The sequence below is a fragment of the Thermoleptolyngbya sp. M55_K2018_002 genome (assembly GCF_015295965.1).
GTDB lineage: Bacteria > Cyanobacteriota > Cyanobacteriia > Elainellales > Elainellaceae > Thermoleptolyngbya > Thermoleptolyngbya sichuanensis.
Window position 1 is genome coordinate 24824 of record NZ_DVEA01000368.1, and the last position, 17707, is coordinate 42530.

At 55.9% G+C, this 17707-nt stretch carries 10 protein-coding genes; 7 read left to right on the forward strand and 3 right to left on the reverse strand.

Annotation, left to right across the window (positions count from 1 at the left end):
* The first annotated feature begins 48 nt into the window (after window positions 1–48).
* From IGS51_RS19065 to cobM, 4 genes are all read left to right on the forward strand, one after another.
* A complete protein-coding gene (locus tag IGS51_RS19065) occupies window positions 49–2550 on the forward strand; it encodes an HAD-IC family P-type ATPase (protein WP_297080375.1) in 2502 nt (833 codons plus the stop codon).
* A gap of 105 nt (window positions 2551–2655) precedes the next feature.
* Window positions 2656–4104 carry a DUF2252 domain-containing protein gene (locus IGS51_RS19070; RefSeq protein ID WP_297080376.1) on the forward strand — a complete coding sequence of 483 codons (1449 nt, stop codon included), beginning with the start codon at window positions 2656–2658 and terminating at the stop codon, window positions 4102–4104.
* Window positions 4105–4201: 97 nt separating this feature from the next.
* The gene (locus tag IGS51_RS19075; protein WP_297080377.1) at window positions 4202–4993 is read left to right on the forward strand and encodes a DUF1186 domain-containing protein; all 792 of its coding nucleotides are present in this window, start codon (window positions 4202–4204) and stop codon (window positions 4991–4993) included.
* A 412-nt stretch (window positions 4994–5405) separates the two neighbouring features.
* Complete coding sequence (cobM, locus tag IGS51_RS19080; protein ID WP_297080378.1) at window positions 5406–6287, forward strand: precorrin-4 C(11)-methyltransferase; 882 nt, start codon at window positions 5406–5408, stop codon at window positions 6285–6287.
* Between the two features lie 389 nt (window positions 6288–6676).
* Here cobM and IGS51_RS19085 read toward each other — a convergent pair whose 3' ends face one another.
* Both IGS51_RS19085 and IGS51_RS19090 read right to left on the reverse strand, forming a co-directional pair.
* Window positions 6677–7999, reverse strand: a complete 1323-nt coding sequence (locus IGS51_RS19085) for a calcium-binding protein (protein ID WP_297080379.1) — start codon at window positions 7997–7999, stop codon at window positions 6677–6679.
* Window positions 8000–8292: 293 nt separating this feature from the next.
* Complete coding sequence (locus tag IGS51_RS19090; protein WP_297080380.1) at window positions 8293–10119, reverse strand: ABC transporter ATP-binding protein; 1827 nt, start codon at window positions 10117–10119, stop codon at window positions 8293–8295.
* A 1539-nt stretch (window positions 10120–11658) separates the two neighbouring features.
* On the opposite strand from IGS51_RS19090, the gene IGS51_RS19095 reads away from it, so the two are divergent.
* From IGS51_RS19095 to IGS51_RS19105, 3 genes are all read left to right on the forward strand, one after another.
* A complete protein-coding gene (locus IGS51_RS19095) occupies window positions 11659–13143 on the forward strand; it encodes an AAA family ATPase (protein ID WP_297080381.1) in 1485 nt (494 codons plus the stop codon).
* Between the two features lie 54 nt (window positions 13144–13197).
* The gene (locus IGS51_RS19100; RefSeq protein WP_297080382.1) at window positions 13198–15120 is read left to right on the forward strand and encodes a serine/threonine-protein kinase; all 1923 of its coding nucleotides are present in this window, start codon (window positions 13198–13200) and stop codon (window positions 15118–15120) included.
* Between the two features lie 455 nt (window positions 15121–15575).
* Window positions 15576–15917, forward strand: coding sequence for a phospholipid-binding protein (locus tag IGS51_RS19105; protein ID WP_297080383.1), 342 nt, complete (start codon window positions 15576–15578; stop codon window positions 15915–15917).
* 237 nt (window positions 15918–16154) lie between these two features.
* Here the strand turns inward: IGS51_RS19105 and IGS51_RS19110 are convergent.
* The coding region (locus IGS51_RS19110) for a PAS domain S-box protein (protein ID WP_297080384.1) at window positions 16155–17707 on the reverse strand (1553 nt) is incomplete at its 5' end.

Below are 17707 nucleotides of genomic sequence, written 5' to 3' on the forward strand. Positions count from 1 at the left end.
CTAAAATCCAAAATCCAAAATCTAAAATCCAAAATCCCAGCTAAGCCCATGTCTTCCACGCCTTCCGCCCTCCAGGGTCTCAGCCAATCCGAAGTTCTTGCCCGTCGCGCTGCTGGGCAGGGAAACGATATTCCAGTGCAAACCAGCCGCACCTATTGGGATATCTTGCGCGATAACCTGTTCACTTTTATCAACAGCGTGTATCTGTTCCTGAGCCTAGTGCTGATTGCCCTGGGGCGGGCCAGCGATGTGGTGGTGATTGCCTTTGTAGTGCTGCTCAACGTCGTCATCAACATTATTCAAGAAATTCGCGCCAAGCAAAAGCTAGACAAGATTGCGCTGCTGACACGCCCTTCGGCAACGGTGATTCGAGACGGGCGATCGCAGGAGATTGACCTAGCAGAGATTGTGGTGGGCGATATTTTGGCAATTGGGCCGGGCGACCAGGTGGTGGTGGATGGCGTGATGGTGGGCGACGGCGACATTAAAGGCGACATTAAAGTAGACGAATCCCTGCTGACGGGCGAATCGGATCACATCCTCAAGCGGCCCGGCGACCCAGTGTATTCTGGCAGCTTTTGCGTCAGCGGGTCATCTTACTACGAAGCCGAAAAGGTGGGAGCCGCCAGCCTGTCGAGCAAGATGACCGCAGAGGCGCGTCGATTTCGGAAAGTCCTCACCCCGCTGCAACGCCGAATTAATCTGATTATTCGCCTGTTGCTGGGTGTGGCGATCGTGCTGGGATTGGTAACGTTTCTGCGAATGCTGCTGGGCGTTACTTCCATTACAGCGGGCATACAAAACTTGGCGGTGCTGGTGGGGCTGGTGCCGATTGGCTTATATCTCATGATTACCCTGGCCTATGCACTGGGCGCAGTCCGCATTGCGGAACAGAGTGCGCTCGTACAGCAGTCCAACGCTGTAGAGTCTCTGAGTAACGTAGATGTCATGTGTTTGGACAAGACAGGGACTCTAACGGCGAATCGAATCAACCTGCGATCGCTCGAACCCATTGACACCGATCGCGCTGCCTTAGAAGAACGCCTGGGAGAATACGCCGCGAGCGCCACTGCGAGTAATAAAACGAATGATGCGATCGCCGCGTTTCTGCCCCGATCGCCGCGTTCCGTCAAGCAAGAAATCCCGTTTTCTTCGGTCTATAAATGGAGTGCGATCGCCTTCGCAGATCAGCCTGGTGTATACGTTCTGGGTGCGCCAGAGGTGCTGGCAATGGCGATGTCTCTGTCAGAAGATCTGCTCACGCGCACTCAAGAAGGCGCAGATCAGGGATTGCGGGTGCTGCTCTTTACCCACAGTCCCACGCTTCCCGACTGGTCAGATGCGTCAGATACTCCCGTCTTGCCGCCCGATCTCAGTCCACTAGCGCTGCTCTTCTTTGGGGATGAACTGCGATCAGATGCCGAGAAAACCCTGGCAGAGTTTCGTCAGGCAGGCATCCAGGTCAAGGTCATTTCAGGAGATAACCCGGTCACGGTGGCAGCCCTAGCCAAACAGGCAGGCTTGAGTGAAGACATCATCGCCGTATCTGGTCAGGATCTGACAGAAATGGACGATGCAGCATTCACTCAAACCGCCGAAGAAAGCACGATTTTTGGGCGCATTACCCCAGAGCAAAAGGCGCGTCTGGTGCAGAGCCTCCAGTCTCGCGGGCACTATGTCGCCATGATGGGCGATGGGGTGAATGATGTGCTGTCGCTCAAGCAATCCAACGTCGGCGTTGCAATGGAAAGCGGCAGCCAGGCCACCCGCAGCGTCGCTGACATTGTGCTGCTCAACGACACCTTCAGCGCTTTGCCCAAAATCTTCACGGAAGGACGGCGCATCCGCAACGGAGTGGTGGACATCAGCAAGCTGTTTATGGTTCGGATCTTTTCGTTTATCTTGGCGATCGTGGCCATCGGCATGATTACGCTGTCGTTTCCCTTCAGCATCAAGGCCAGCACAATTGTCACGTTCCTGACGGTGGGTCTGCCGCCCTTTTTTGTAACGCTCTGGGCCCGCCCCACCCGACCCAAAGTGTCGCTGTGGGAATCCTTCCGTCATTTTGTCGTGCCTGCCGCGCTCACCCTCTCTTTGGCGAGTATTTTAGTCTATCTCTACTTTTTGGCAGAAAACGTCGGCCCGTTGATGGACTGGTTGAGCGGCGCAATTTCGCTAGAAGAGTTGGCACGGCAAATCAATCGCGCACAGATCAGCCAAGCTCAGCAAATTGCAGAATCCGCAATGGTGACAATGCAGGTTTTGGGCGGGCTGCTGTTGCTGCCGTTCCTAAAGCCGCCAACGCCGAGTTGGGCGGGCGGAGAGCCGCTGAGTCGAGACTGGCGCTATACGATTCTGGCAGGACTGGTGCTGTTAATTTACATTGCGATTATTACGCTTCCCCCACTGCAACGCTTTTTTGAATTGGCTCCTCTGGAACCGCAGGAATATATCGGCATTGGGCTGGTTGCCGTCGTTTGGGCACTGATGCTGCGCTTTATATGGCGACGCAAGCTGATGGAGCGCTTTCTGGGGCTGATTCCGTTTTGATAGGCTCTAATAGGCTGCTCTAATCAATTATTGTGGTGCGCCAGTCTGGCGGTCAGGTCAATCCGACTCTTTTTGAGCAAAGACTCTTTCTGAGCAACAAGGAAAATGCCGTTTTCATCCTCTGCAAATCTTTCGGTCGATCCAGCAGCGCTGCTGTTCTCCACTGAAAGTCGCTCTGTAGCAGAACGTCGGGCGGAGGGCAAAGCTCTGCGTCAAGTCCTCAAGCGTTCGGCCCACGGCAGCTATAGCCCCGCCGACCTTCGTGAAGACCCGATCGCAATTCTGGAAGCCCAGGCAAAAACTCGCTTATCTGACCTGGTGCCGATTCGCTACGGGCGAATGCTGGCTTCTCCCTTTGCGTTTTTGCGGGGAGCGGCGGCAATCATGATTCGAGATATAGCCCCAGCGCCAACAACGGGCTTGATGGTTCAAGCCTGCGGGGATATGCACCTGTCTAACTTTGGCGTATTTGCCTCGGCAGAACGCAACTTGATCTTTGGCATTAACGATTTTGATGAAACGTATCCGGGGGCTTGGGAATGGGATTTGAAGCGGCTGGTGGCCAGCTTTGTGGTGGCGGGAAGGACGCTGGGAGCCAGTTCAACGCTGTGTGAAGAAGCAGTGCGGGCAGTCGTGCAGTCCTATCGGCAAAATTTGCAAATCTATGCCGAAATGGGGCATCTGGAACTATGGTACGAAACGATTTCTGAAGATGAGCTACTTCAGAAGTTGCCCGATGAGCTACGCAAAAAAACCGATCGCCTGTTGACTAAGGCGCGTGAAAGAACTAACTTGCAGACACTAGATAAGATAACAGACTTGATTGATGACCAGCGCCATATTGTGGAGTCGCCGCCTTTGATCGTGCGCTTGGAAGCGACCAGCAGTGGGCGATCGCCCGTAGACCCAATCGCGCTCCTCATGCAGGACTATCTGACCTCTCTGAGTGGCGATCGCCGTTTTTTGCTGTCTCGATATCGAATTGTGGACGGGGCCCGCAAGGTGGTGGGAGTTGGCAGCGTTGGGACTCGATGTTCAGTCATTTATCTAGAAGGCACAGGCAACAATGACCCCCTGTTTCTGCAAATCAAAGAGGCCCAGCCCTCGGTTCTAGCACCCTACGTAGACCCAGTGAATCAAGACCCGCTCTGTCGGCATCGCCTGCCAGATCATCATCAGGGACACCGCGTTGTGATTGGGCAGCGATTGATCCAGGGTGCCCCAGACATTTTTCTGGGATGGGGGACGCTGGATGGCGTTCATTACTACCTTCGCCAACTGCGCGACATGAAAGGTTCCCTCAAGATCGAACCCGGTAAGTTTGCCCCCTCGGCCCTGCCCAACTACGGCGTGCTGTGCGGCTGGGCGCTGGCCCTGGCCCATGCCAAATCTGGCGATGCGGCGATGTTGGCGGGCTACGTGGGCAAGAGCGCCGCCCTAGATGACGCGCTGGTTCCCTTTGCCAACGCCTATGCAGACCAGACAGAACGAGACTATGAGCTGCTAGTGGCGGCAGCGCGACAGGGGCGTATCCCCGTCACCGAGGGCGTTTAGGCAGCAATGTGCGATACCGCGCGCACCTATCATTTACAACATCATTTACAACATTTGTAACCTGTTTTCACCAACTATTTTTCACCCACTATCTATTATGACTTCTGAAACTTACTCTCCACCCGTCAACGTGCTGCTTCAGCTTGGGGAAAAGCGCCTGCGCCCACATCACAAATGGATAGACTATCCCCAGCAGTATGGGTTCACTGAGGCGGATATTCCTGAATTGACTCGAATGGCGATCGACCAGGAATTAAACTGGGCTGAGTCGGATAAACCGGAGTCTTGGGCACCTGTTCATGCGTGGCGGGCACTAGGGCAACTCCAAGCCGAGGATGCAATTGAGCCGCTGCTCTCAATCTTCAGCGCTATGGAAGAGAATGACTGGTTCAATGAAGAAATGCCCGAAGTCTTTTCGCTGATTGGCCCAGCAGCACTCTCTCCAACTCGTGATTTTTTAGAAAATCCAAAGAATCCTCTCTACTGCCGGTGGACAGCGGCTAATATCCTGGTCAAACTGGGTCAAACCCATCCGGAGACGAGGGCAGCATGTGTGGCGGCTCTGGAAGCGCCGCTTGAGCAGTATTCCAACAACAGCCCAGAGATGAACGGGGTTTTGGTCAATAGCCTGCTGGATCTGGCAGCTCGGGAGTCTGCGCCCATCATCGAGCAGGCCTATGCTGCGAAATGGGTAGACTTTGCGATTTGTGGAGACTGGCTAGATGTGCAGCGTCACTTAGGCTTGCTCTCGCCAGCGGAAGTGTATGAGCGTCGGCATCGGGTTGATGCAGAACGGCTGAGGGTGAAAACGTCGAAGCTGCCTGCGTCTCCTTCTAAGGGGTTTGGTGCTGAAACTGCACAGAAGAAGCCGAAAAAGAAGAGCAAGTAAGCTAACTGTTGATTCTTACCCGGGGGCGATCGCCCCTCCCTGTCCTATTGGGTCAATATCACAGCGTTCGTAGAAACAGCGCGATCGCCCCTGGGTTATAACCATGACCGATGCGCGGGCGTAATGTATGACGCTGAAAGCTTTCGGAATGCTGAAAGCTTTCGGAATAGTGACAGGTGTGGCGGCTGACGCTCTATTTTGTCTCGGTCGCGCCCAAACAGGAAACGCTGTGAATTCCCTAAATATTCGCAAATATTCGCTACACTTTGCTTTCAGGACTGACACACTTGCGATCGGTTTGCTGGATTTTGGATGATTTCTCGCGGGTGCAGCCCACGAGAAATTATCCGCCACGGGAAATTGTCCAACTGCATCCGTCCTAGTTTTCTAATCACGTTTGGGGCGATCGCCAATGACAGGTCTTCAGGTCACTGATTTCGGGGCAAATCTTGCAGTTGGGACAGCGGAACCGCTGGAGCCAGCCGTGTATATCGTGGGCGCGGGGCCCGGCGATCCAGAACTGCTGACGCTGAAGGCCTATCGTCTGTTAACCCAGGCGGACGTGATTTTGGTGGCCGATTCGCTGGTGCCGCAGCAGGTGTTGGGCTGCGTCCGCCCCGATGCGGAGATTGTGCGGACGGCCAACAAAACGCTGGAGGATATTCTGCCGCTGATGGTGGCGCGAGTGCGATCGCACCAGTCGGTCGTGCGGCTGCATTCCGGCGACCCCAGCCTCTACAGCGCTATCCACGAACAAATGCACCTGCTGGCAGCAGCGGACATTCCCTTTGAGGTGATTCCGGGCATCAGCGCGTTTCAGGCGGCGGCGGCGCGGCTAAAGGTAGAACTGACGCTGCCCGGCCTGGTGCAAACCATTATCCTGACGCGGATCAGCGGGCGCACCCAGGTTCCCGACGCCGAAAATCTGGCTTCTCTGGCAGCGCACAAAGCCAGCCTGTGCCTCTACCTCAGCGCTCGCCATGTAGAAGCCGCCCAGGCCCAACTCATGGAACACTATGCCGCCGATACGCCTGTGGCGATTTGCTTTCGGCTGGGCTGGCCCGATGAGCAGATCTGGCTTACGCCGCTCAGCCAGATGGCAGCAACCACGCAGGAAAAAGACCTGATCCGCACGACGCTATACGTGATTAGTCCGGCGCTGGCGGCGGCAAGAGGTTCTGAGGTAAGGGGTTCTGAGGAAAGCGCCGAAACATCCGTGCGATCGCGCTTGTATAACCCAGAGCATGATCACCTATTTCGGCGATCGCCCTCCAGGAAAGCGATCCAGCCATAGTTCAGCTATCGTAAAGGGTTCGTAGAGCGTCGCGGGGAAAGGAGCAAGCTCAGGAACTCTCAGAACAATTCTCAGAATATTTACTTAAGCACTTTGAACTTTTCCGTAATTTCACAGAAAACCCAATACACTATTTTCAAAGACCAGTAGTGATCCTGAAGGGCAGGCGGTGCGCTCCGTCTGCTCTTTTCTTTTCTGTCAGGATTTAGCCTTCTCTGATGTAGCAAATGCTTCACAGGCAAGCTTATGATTTTGGATTCTGGATTCTGGATTTTGGATTTTGGGACTTTGGATTTGCGATTTTGGATTGCCGGTCAGCGTCCGCTGGGCCTCCGCAATTTCGTCCATAGCGCCACTTGGAAGGATGGGCACTAAGCCGGCCGGGTCGCCTAGAACAGCACCAGGTCGATGCTGGGTAAAAAGGTTAACCCCGGCTGAAGCTGCATCACCAGCGTTCCGTTAAACGTCAGCGCTCCAGTGGCGCTGCTATAGGCAAACTGGCTCGTTAGCATCGCCCCGGTGCCAAATTTGGAAATTTGGATTTTATCGCCTTCGGCACGAGAAAAATCCTGAATCGTCGCCACGCCGTCGAAGCTGAAAAACGAGAAAGTGTCTGCGCCCGCGCCACCCGCCAGCGTGTCGTTGCCGCTGTTGCCGAATAGCACGTCATTTCCCTCGCCGCCGCTGAGGCTGTCGTTGCCCAGCCCGCCGGTCAGGGAGTCGTTGCCCGCGTTGCCCAGCAGCGTGTCGTCGCCGTCGCCGCCGCTGAGGGTATCATCGCCCTCTTGTCCCTCCAAGCGGTCGTTGCCATTGCCGCCAAAGATCTCATCGTTGCCGTCGCCGCCAAACAGCGTATCCTTGCCGTCGCCGCCAAAGATCAGGTCGGCATCCTCGCCGCCAAAAATCAGATCGTTGCCGTCGCCGCCGCTGAGTTCCTGGTCGTTGCCAAAGTTGACTTCCGTTGCGCCGTCGGCCAGGCCGCCATAAATCGTATCGTTGCCCGCGCCCCCCAGCAAGATATCCTTGCCGTCGCCGCCGATCAGCAAATCTCGCCCCGCCATACCATCTATGATGTCGTTGCCTGGGCCGCCGTTGAGGGTGTCGTTGCCTGCACCGCCGTTGAGGGTGTCGTTGCCTGCGCCCCCCAGCAAGTTATCTTTGCCCTCTTCACCAAACAGCGAGTCATTGCCGCCACGACCGCGCAGAGTGTCATTGCCCTCCTGTCCCCGCAGGGTGTCGCTGCCGCTTTTGCCGTCTATCGTGTCGTCGCCTTTGCCTGCAAAGATTGCGTCGTCGCCAGCAGACCCCCCGTAGCGATCGCCCTGTTGGCCCAACCGCACCGGCACCACTCCCGCATCCAGCAGAATAATCGTCACTTCCTGCGATGCAGCCCCTTCTGCCAGGCGGATGCTGAAGAGCTGGCTGCCCGCAGCGGGTTCTCGAAACACGTAGGTCGATTTGGCAAAGCCCAGGCCGTCGCCCTCCGACAAGGTGAACACTACCGAGTCGGTGCCGTCGGGTGCGCCGTCGTTAAACACTTCAAAGAATACGGGGCCGGCTTCAAACTCGAAGGGAATGCCGCCAGATGCCGTGCCCACCTCTACTGGATCGAGCCAGGTGGGTAAGAAGTCGCTCTGATCCCACGACCGCTCATCGCCCCAGAAAGAAGACTGGTTGCGCTGCCGTCCTCTGCCCTTGGCTTTTTTACTCATAGATCGAACCTCTTGTATGGGCTACCGGAGACGCAGGATCTGGGGAGGGGGTTCCTGCATCCACCGGGTTTGAAATGAAACGTTAGAATCGGGCGATCGCCCCCATCAGGCAGCACTCCACGTTCTGGGTTAAACATTCTGGGCGAACACTACCTTCTTCAATTCAAACGGGCACTTTTGCGGAATCTTTGAAGCCCTAAAATTTGAAGCCCTAAAAAGGGGCAGAGCTAAACACATTCTGCCCCTCTGGGTTCTATTCCTGCTCAATGCTCGACTGAATCAGTACAGGTCAATTACGCCATTAGCTCACCCGTTTCCTGCAAAGCGTGGAGGCGGTGATAGATGCCGCCGTGGGCGAGGAGTTCCGTATGGCTGCCCACTTCCACAATTTGACCCTGATCCAGCACCACGATCTGATCCGCTTCCCGCACCGTACTCAGGCGGTGGGCGATGATGATCGTCGTGCGCGTGCCCAGAATGTTTTGCATCGCCAACTGGATCGATCGCTCGGATTCGTAGTCCAGGCTGGAGGTGGCTTCATCAAACACCAGCACGTCCGGGTTCATCAGCAGGGCGCGGGCAATGCCGAGGCGCTGTCGCTGACCGCCAGAGAGCCGCACGCCCCGCTCGCCGACGACGGTGAGATAGCCCTGGGGCAGGGTTTTCACGAATTCGTCCACGCGGGCAATGTGGCAGGCTTCGGCGATCGCCTCCTGCGTCACGCGGGGGTTGCCATAGGTCAGATTGTCCATCAGCGTGCCGTTGAACACATCCACCTCTTGGTGAACGATCGCCAGCCGCTTGCGATAGCCCGTGATGTCGAGCGATCGAACGTCCTGACCATCGATCAACACGCGCCCACTGTGCGGCTCGAAATAGCGAAACAGCAGCTTCACCAGGGTCGATTTGCCAGAACCAGAACGACCCACCAGCGCCACCGTCTGACGCGGCTCGATCAGCAGATTGATGTTTTGCAACACCGGGCGATCGCGCTCATAGCCAAAACTCAGGTTTTCAAAATGAACCTTACCTGTGAACTGATAATGGCGCACCGCTGCGGGCGGATCGAGTAAGTTATGGGAATCTTGCCCGTCCGGAGTTTGCATGAACTCGTGAAAGCGGTTCATCGAGGCATAGCGGCGGGCAAACACCTCCGCCACGGTGCAGATCGGTTCCAACTCTGCATAGGCCATGCTAGACACCGTGAGCGTTGTCACAAAATGCCCCAGCGAGATATTGCCCTGCACCGTCGCCCACAGCGTCAGCGCCAGCACCACAAACACCGACGACTCCACCACCAGCTTTTGCCAGGCAAACAGAGTGACGTAGCCCTTATGAACCCGATAGTCCACCACCTTAAACTCGCGTTCTATCCGCTGTCGCTGCCGCTCTAGCTCGTTTGCTTCCGTCGCAAAGGCTTTCACGGTTTTGATGTTGGTGATGATTTCCGAAGTGCGGCTTTCGGTGTTCTCCATGTATTCATCGAGCCGTTCCTCTTTTTTGATCAGTCGCCGCAGGTTGTGCAGCAGGAAGGCGAGAATCAGCACGAACGAAATCAGGAACAGGATCGCGATGCGCCACTCGATTAGTAAGATAACTCCAAAGATCCCAATCACGCGAACGATCTTGGGAATCAGCTGACCCGCGATTTCGGGATAGGTCCAGGTATGGTTTGCCAACCCCCGCGCGACTCGCCCAGAGATGCGTCCCGGATTGTTTTCGTCATAGAACTCCAGCGGCAGAGAAAGGACTTTGGCGATCGCCCGAATTGTGTGATCGCGGCGCGACCTCAGGGCGATGTCCCAGTGAAACCAGACCCCTAGCCAGGCCTGAATCGGCGCACGAACCACCGTCACCAAAAAGATCACGCCCAGCAGCACCACCAGCGAGAGCGATCGCCCCACGTCCCAATCGCCCATTGCGCCTACCCGCGCCACAAACCGCTGCAACGGCCCGTCCAGCGGCTGCCCCGACAGCACATTCAGCAGTTGCCCAATGGCATAGGGGACGGCCAGATCCAGCACTTCAAACAGGCTGCTGGCCGTAATGCTAAACACCGAGAGGCCCCAGTATCGTCTGTAGTAATTCAGAATATTGCGAAAACTCTGTGAACTCGCCATCTCGGGAGACCTCCACCCAAATCGGCAGACGGAGATGTGCCCAAGAGCCTCATCAGAAACTCAGGGGCGATCGCCCTTCTGCACAGTTAGATTACGATTGTAGCACGATGTAATACAACTGACTGAAGATTCTGCACAGAGGCGCGATGGGTAACTGGCGAACCAGCTACCCCAGACAGCACACCCTAGAACCCCGCGCTGCCCTGGGGTTTGCTCTAGGCCTATCTCAAAATCGCTATCCCAAAATAATATCTAGAGAATATTTAGTGCCGGAAATACACAATGCTGCGCTGAAAACTCCGGATGCGCCTAGCGTCCGGAAGAAGCCTCCAGACGGTAGGACAATTTTGTAGACGATAATTTATAAACGACTTGTAAGCGACTCGTAGACGACAAGTGGACAACAAATTGCGGGTGCAGTCAGTCATCACCCCCGCACCCGGTTACCTGACAAATCTTTTCCCCTCATCCCTAAATCCCTTCTCCCACAAGGGGCGAAGGGACTTGAACTGCCAAACCTGGGTCAAAAGCCCCTCGCCCGCTCTGGGAGAGGGGTTGGGGTGAGGGTGCTTCGAGTTTTGTCAGTCAATCAGCCCCCGCACAGCCCATCTAGCGGGGAGCAGACCCAAAGCGATGCCGCGCCAACCGTCTATGCATGTGTTATGCATCGTGTTACGCATCGGGATCGGGCGATCGCCCAGCGACCTAGCGAGGCGGATTCGGTTTTTGATGGCTGGTCAGACAGGGTAGAACCGTAAACAAAGAAAGCCAGAGCACCAGGGCACCAACTTCAAACATAGGATGTCTTTGAGGATTAGTTGATGTGAAACAGGGAACAGAGTAGAACCTGAAGCTGGGCAGCGGAGAGCCACAAAGCAAATCACAACATGCACCAACCTGAAACAGGCACAGACCAGACGCAGCCCGGATATCGACACAGACCGGATATCGACCCAAAACAAATTGAACCGCTGGTAGAAACTCCCCATTTGCTGGTCACTGAATCGTCCTCTAGCGCGGCTATAGAACTGCTTACTTGAGGTCACTGAGCAGTCCTTCAGAAACAGGACTTGTCTCTTCTATTCTTACCATTAATTTCACGGATTCATACCGTCAACATACTGAGTTTCCCAGATCACGGCGGTTCATCCAATCGGGCGATCGCGCTTCATTATTCCTCAAGGTTGACGACAGTTTCTGAGTGGGAATACTACAGGTTAGTGTTTTGGGGGTGGAGCCACTTGGAACCCTGGATTTCGCCTTGAGCTAGCGCTTTCTCAAAACAATCTCAAAACAGTCTCAAAACAATGTGAGCGTTCAGGAAAAAGAGCCAGTGGATCAAAATCCTCCTTTTGAAGGAGATTTAGAAGGAGATTGAGATTACAGGAGATTTTGAGGAAAGCCTGTTGACGGGTCATCCATCCGTTGGATTAGCACCGCTCGCTTTTACAACCCTGATGCACCCCGCCTGATGTTCCAACCCCCACCCTCTTCGCATCAGCCTTGCGGAGTCATTATCCCTAACCCATTAACCTTCTCATGTCCGCAGAACCCCTTACCGAGTCATTACCAGAGCCACCCACGGGAGCATCCGCCGGATTTGCCGACAACTGGAGCTATCTGAAAACCGAGCTAGGCTGGCTAGAGCGGATGTTGATGGTGGCGGTGGCGCGACAAAAAAAGGAAGCCAAAGAAATCGACCGGGTGGCCCAGTCGCGGGCAGACCGAGTGACAAGCCACTGGTGGCAGGGCGTGATTTCGCTGGACGGCAAGATTTGCTACGACGAATATCGCCAGCCGCCTGCGACGACAGCGGTAACCACACCCCGACCCGGCTATCAGCAGCAGCTTGAAGGACGCATCCGGGCGACGGAGGCCCGCGGCGTTTTGCTGGGGCTGCCGATGTTGTGCGATCGCCTCCAGCTTTCGCTGTTTGAAAAGCAGGTGATTTTGCTGGCGATCGCCCCAGAGGTGAACCGCCGCTACGCCCGTCTATATCGCTTTTTGCAGGGTGAAGAGTCTGCCGTGTCTGACCTGCCCACGGTGAACCTGGCGCTGCAACTGCTGTGTCGCAATGACCAGGAATGGCGAGTCGGGCGATCGCGCCTGCTGGATGACGCACCCCTGCTAAAGTTGGGACTGCTGGAGCGACACCCGCGCAACACCGACACCCTGCTCAACCAATCGCTGCGGCTGGCGGCTCCCCTGGTCAGCTTTTTGCTAGACGAACAGCCCCAGGCGGCGGTGCTGGACCGCCTGCTGCAACCTGCCGCCGTCGAGTCGTTTTTGACCCTCCGCCGGACGGACGTGCCGTGGGATGCGCTGGTATTGCCAGAATCGCTGGTCGAGCGGCTGCGATCGCTCTGTGATCTGGCCAGCGCCGCTGCCGTCTCCCCGACCGCCAGCGGGCCCGTCGCCGTACTGGCTGGGCCCTCAGGGGTCGGCAAAACCCTTGCTGCCGAGGCGATCGCCCACACGCTGGGGCAGCCCTTGGCAACGGTCGATCTGTCCCAGGTCAACCCGGCCGACTTTCCACTGCTGCTGCAAGACATCGAGTCTACCCGTCCGCCGCTGCTGCTGGTGAAATCGGCCCAGCTTTGGCTGCGACGGTCAGCGGCGATCGCCCCTTCAGAAATCTCCCGCCTGCTCTCCCTCCGGCAAGAAGATGGAACGCTGACCCTATTCAGCCTGCCCCACGCCGAGGCGATCGCCCTGCCCTGGCAACGCCAGCTTCGTCTGGTTCTCTCGTTTGCCATGCCCGACGCGGCCCAGCGCTGGCAGCTTTGGCAGCAAACAGAACTGTTTCCGCAAAGCAGCCCCATCGACTGGGAGGCGCTGGCCAAGCAGCTTGCCGTATCCGGTGGCGAGATTCGGGCGATCGCCCAGACTGCCCGCCAGCTCCAGCTTGCCAAGGATGCGCCCCTGACCGAACACTTGCAGCGGGCGATCGCCCTGCGAGGACATTCTCTCTCTCTGCCACTGCGGTCGCGCAGCCGGGGGCGCAAAGTGCAGAAAGAGTCTTAGCAGATTGGCAATCCAAAATCGTCAATACTAAAATCCAAAAGCGGTATTGCCCCCATGTATTGCCTCAACCCCCGCTGTCCCAAGCCCGCCAATCCCCAGAGCCATCGCTTTTGTCAGACCTGTGGGGCGCGGCTGCTGCTGGGCGATCGCTATCGGGCCTATCAACCCCTGGGCAATGGCGAATCGAGCCGCACCTTTTTGGGGCTAGATACCCACAAAATTACCGACAACCGCTGCATCATCAAGCGCTTTCAAAACCAAACTGGCGAAGAACGATTTCGACAAGAAACCGCGCGACTCGACGAACTCAGCAGCCATCCCCAAATTCCCGACCTCTACGCCTATTTCGAGCGAGAAGATGCCCAATTTCTGGTGCAGGAATTTGTCGAAGGGCGCAACCTGTCGCAGGAAATGACCCAAAACGGCAGCTTCGACGAATCCCAAATTCGCGCCCTGCTAGCTGAGATCTTGCCCCTCCTGCAATTTCTCCACGACCACCAGATTATCCATCGAGACATCAAGCCCACAAACCTGATTCGCAAAGGGCAGCCCTCCAGCGGCGGGCAGCAGGCAGAACTCGATGTCACCAGTTGGGCACTAACAGACGCACCAGAGCTAACGGGCTGGCTGCAACCCTCCAAAATCCAAAATCCAAAATCCAAAATCCAAAATCCAAAATCCCTCGTCTTGGTTGATTTTGGCGCAGCCAAACGCCTTACCCAATCCGCCCTGGCCCGTCCGGGAACCCTCATGGGCAGCGCCGAGTATGCCGCACCAGAGCAACTGATGGGCCAGGCAACCTACGCCAGCGATTTATACAGCTTGGGTGTAACCTGCATTCAGCTTTTGACGGGGCTGAGTCCGTTTGAGCTATTTGATGGCGTGCGGGGGCTGTGGCACTGGCGGTCGGTGGCGGGTACGGTCAGCGATACCCTGGCCCAGGTCTTGGACAAAATGCTGGCCACGAGCTTGGGCGATCGCTTTTCTTCGGCCGCTGCGGTGATGGACGTGCTTGGCATTCGGAATCAGGAATCGGGGGTCGGCAGTCCGGGAACCAGGGTCAGCCTAAAACCCGAACCCGAAAGCCACTGGCGCTGTGTGGGGACGCTGGAGGCGGGGGCTGGGGTGAATGCGATCGCCCCCCTCCCTGGTCGAGATCTACTGTTTAGCGGCGGCAATAATGGGCGACTAGTGGTGTGGGACTGCGATCGCGGCGAGGCGCTCTGGATGTTTGAGGAGCCAGGGGTGGTCGTGACGACGGTGGCGGTGAGTCCCCTGGGCGATACGCTGGCCAGCGGCGGCTTTGACCGCACTATTAAGCTCTGGGACTGGCAGGCCGGCACGCAGACGCGGACGCTGGCGGGCCATACAGACGTAGTGACGGCAATCGCCTTTGCCCCCGATAGCACTCTCTACAGTGCCAGCCGCGACAAAACAATTCGCCAATGGCTGCCCCACACCGGCGAGGCGATCGCCACCTTCAGCAGCCACAAAGCGGCAGTAGAGGCGATCGCTCTCCACCCGCAGCAGCCGATTCTGGTCAGCGGTGGCGCAGAGGGCGCGGTAAAAATTTGGCATACTGGCACGCGAGAACTGCTGCGAACCCTATCGGGGCACGGGGCCCAAGTGAGTGCGATCGCCCTACCGCCAGAGTCGGCTACGGCGCAAAGCAGCACCGTCCTCAGCGGCAGTTGGGATATGTCGCTTAAGCTGCGAAACCTGCACGCGGGCGGGCTGCGCTACAACCTGACCGGCCATCTATTGCCGATTACGGCCCTCTCTTGCAACCCATCCGCCCGCCTGCTGTCTACCGCCAGCCACGACACTACGGTTAAAATCTGGAGTCTAGAAACGGGGGCGCTGCAAGCGACTCTCACAGGACACACGGCTGCGGTGGAGAGCGTCGCATTTCTGTCCGAGAAGCGTCTCGCCAGCGCTGGACGAGACGGCACAATCAGGCTCTGGCAGGTATCCTAAGCAAGTTTCAACCCCTGAGTAGAAATGAGTAGAAAGACTCATTTAGCTTGGCTAGTAGCTGTGTATTTCCGGGTCAATAAACGATGAATTTTTCAGGAAGCTGGCTGAATCGGCTAAAACCCTGATGTAGCAGACATCTTAGATTGTTATATTTGAGGGAATTAAGGGGTTTTACCCCTCAAGGCTGACCGTATCTTCCGGACTGCTTAATCTGTGCTTTGTATCTTTTGCAGCCAGCCTAAGTGTTTACACGTAAAAGATCGGCCAACGGGCGGATTCTCAGTAGTTACACCTGCTTAAGCTTTATGTTAGGCTTCACATAATTTCAGATTAAGTGAATCTAACGAGAAGATTCAGCAGAAACGTAGCTAGCCCCCAGTTCGCTAGCTGAAAATCATAAACAAGGACGTGCATTTATGATTTCAGGAGCTTTGTCATTCGTTGAATCTACCGGAATGAACACCCATTCATCTGCCAAAGACACGACTCATTCTCTCTTCAAAACGATTCCACCAGAGCGGGTTGGAATCGATGGTGAGTACGACTATAACGGACTTGCAAATCGCGTCACGCAAGTATTGGAACAGCAGTTTAGCTACGAAGATTTGCAAAACCTGACGGTGCGCCAGCGAGGAACCGTGGTGATGCTTTCGGGTAAGCTTTCCAGCCAGCAATTGCTCCATCAAATTCGCTGTGCCTCTCTCAATGTTTCTGGTGCAACGGATGTTGAAATACATGGTGTAGATATCGTGCCACAGTCTGCTTACCAAGGCACTACCCAAGCTAACTGCGCTTAGCGCTTACCTCAATTCCGTCGTTCCAAGCAAATAGCTGTAATCAGATGGCTGCACTGTAGAACATAGCTGTAGTCGGATGGACGAATTACTGGGATGCTGGTGGGCGTAGACGTAATTCGCTCCCTTTGAGGCTTTCGATGCACTGCGCTAGCGCTCACGCATCCTGTTGGTTAGTTACGTGATTATGTCTGATTATGCCTACCGGCTTAGGGACTTCAAGCTCTGCGGATAGGGTCACTAGCTCCAGAATTGATCCAGATCAAAGCCTGAAATTTCTTCCTGAATTTCCTGAAAATAGTTGCTGCGGGTTATCATTTCTACTTCCGTTGCGCGGCGGCTTTGATCGATTTCAATTTGCAGTTCTTCTAGGTGGCGGCGAATCTCTTCTTCCCAGCGCTTTCGCTCGGTAATGTCCTGCACAATGCCTTCGTAATAAAGGATGTTTCCTTGTGGATCTCGCACGGCTCTAGTGCTTTCCTCCACCCAGATCATCGTCCCATCTTTTTGATAGCTCTGGTAAGTAAACGCTTCAATCTGGTCGGTGATTTCTAGCGCTGTTTTGAAGGCTTGGCGACGCTCTGGCTGGACATAGATTTGGGTCGAAATGTCCTTTACTGAATTCACCATATCTTCGGATGAATCATACCCATAGAGGCGGGCCATGGCTGGGTTGACGTTAATATATCGCCCATCGGTTGTGGACTGAAAAATACCCTCGACGGCGTTTTCATAAATGCTGCGATATTTTTCTTCGGCAATGCGAAGCGATTCTTCTACTCGTTTACGAGCAGTGATATCGCGCACCATAATCAGCACTTCATCTTGTCCCAAGACGGCAATGCGGACTTCTTCATCCTGCCGTTTGCCATTGACCTCGATTTGCTGTTCGTAGACCTGAAGCCGCCCGGTCGTAAGGGCCTGCTGAATATACTTGAGGCGAGTTTCGGCGATCGCCCTCGGCAGCGAATCCGTCACGTTGGAACCAGGCACAAACTGCTCATTGCCGTAGACTTGCAGCAGGCGATCGCCCCCCACAATGTCGATGTAGGTTCCATCCCCGCTGACCCGCATCAGCAAGTCGGGAATCGCCGTGACGATGGCGCGGTTGGTGGCTTCGCTCTGGCGCAGCGCCTCGAAGGAATCCTTGAGCTGGTGGCTCATGCGGGTAAACGTGTTGGCCAGGGTTTGAATTTCGGTAATCGAGCCGATGGGTTCAACGGGCTGTCCCCAGTTGCCCTCGGCAATACCCGCTGTGGCCTGGGTGACGCGCAGGATTGGGCCGGTGATCCAGCGAGCCGTGAGGATGCTGCCCAGGATCGATGCCCCCAATGCCCCCAGACAGAGCAGCCCGGTGTTGCGTGTGTTGGCATCGATCTGGGCCATAAAGTCTGACTCTGGCACGACAACGACAATCAGCCAGTCTAGCCCGTAGCCGTCGCGAAACGGCACCACTTCAAGAAACTGACGCTGCCCATCGAGCGAAAAATCTAGCCGCTGGGGCTGGGCGATCGCGCTGGCATCAAACCCGCCAAACCGCCGTGTCAGGTAAGTTGCCGTTTCGCGCACCAGCCGATCCTTACTCGCCGTTGCGGGCAAAAGCTTGGCATCCTGCCCTTCGCCCAGCATGAGCGGCTCGTCGATGGAGTTGGAAATCAGGTTGCCGCTGCGATCCATGATGAAAGCCTGCCCCGTTTTGCCGATCTGGAGATTCCGCAAAAACATGCGAAACTCTTCTGGCAGCACCACATCCGTCGCGCAAACGCCGATCAGCTTGCGCCCCGCTTTGTCAT

Excerpts from the sequence above, each read along its gene's own strand:
- IGS51_RS19065 (WP_297080375.1), top strand. The coding sequence starts at position 49 with ATGTCTTCCACGCCTTCCGCCCTCCAGGGTCTCAGCCAATCCGAAGTT.
- IGS51_RS19075 (WP_297080377.1), top strand. The coding sequence starts at position 4,202 with ATGACTTCTGAAACTTACTCTCCACCCGTCAACGTGCTGCTTCAGCTT.
- IGS51_RS19100 (WP_297080382.1), top strand. The coding sequence starts at position 13,198 with ATGTATTGCCTCAACCCCCGCTGTCCCAAGCCCGCCAATCCCCAGAGC.
- cobM (WP_297080378.1), top strand. The coding sequence starts at position 5,406 with ATGACAGGTCTTCAGGTCACTGATTTCGGGGCAAATCTTGCAGTTGGG.
- IGS51_RS19105 (WP_297080383.1), top strand. The coding sequence starts at position 15,576 with ATGAACACCCATTCATCTGCCAAAGACACGACTCATTCTCTCTTCAAA.
- IGS51_RS19085 (WP_297080379.1), bottom strand. The coding sequence starts at position 7,999 with ATGAGTAAAAAAGCCAAGGGCAGAGGACGGCAGCGCAACCAGTCTTCT.
- IGS51_RS19070 (WP_297080376.1), top strand. The coding sequence starts at position 2,656 with ATGCCGTTTTCATCCTCTGCAAATCTTTCGGTCGATCCAGCAGCGCTG.
- IGS51_RS19095 (WP_297080381.1), top strand. The coding sequence starts at position 11,659 with ATGTCCGCAGAACCCCTTACCGAGTCATTACCAGAGCCACCCACGGGA.
- IGS51_RS19090 (WP_297080380.1), bottom strand. The coding sequence starts at position 10,119 with ATGGCGAGTTCACAGAGTTTTCGCAATATTCTGAATTACTACAGACGA.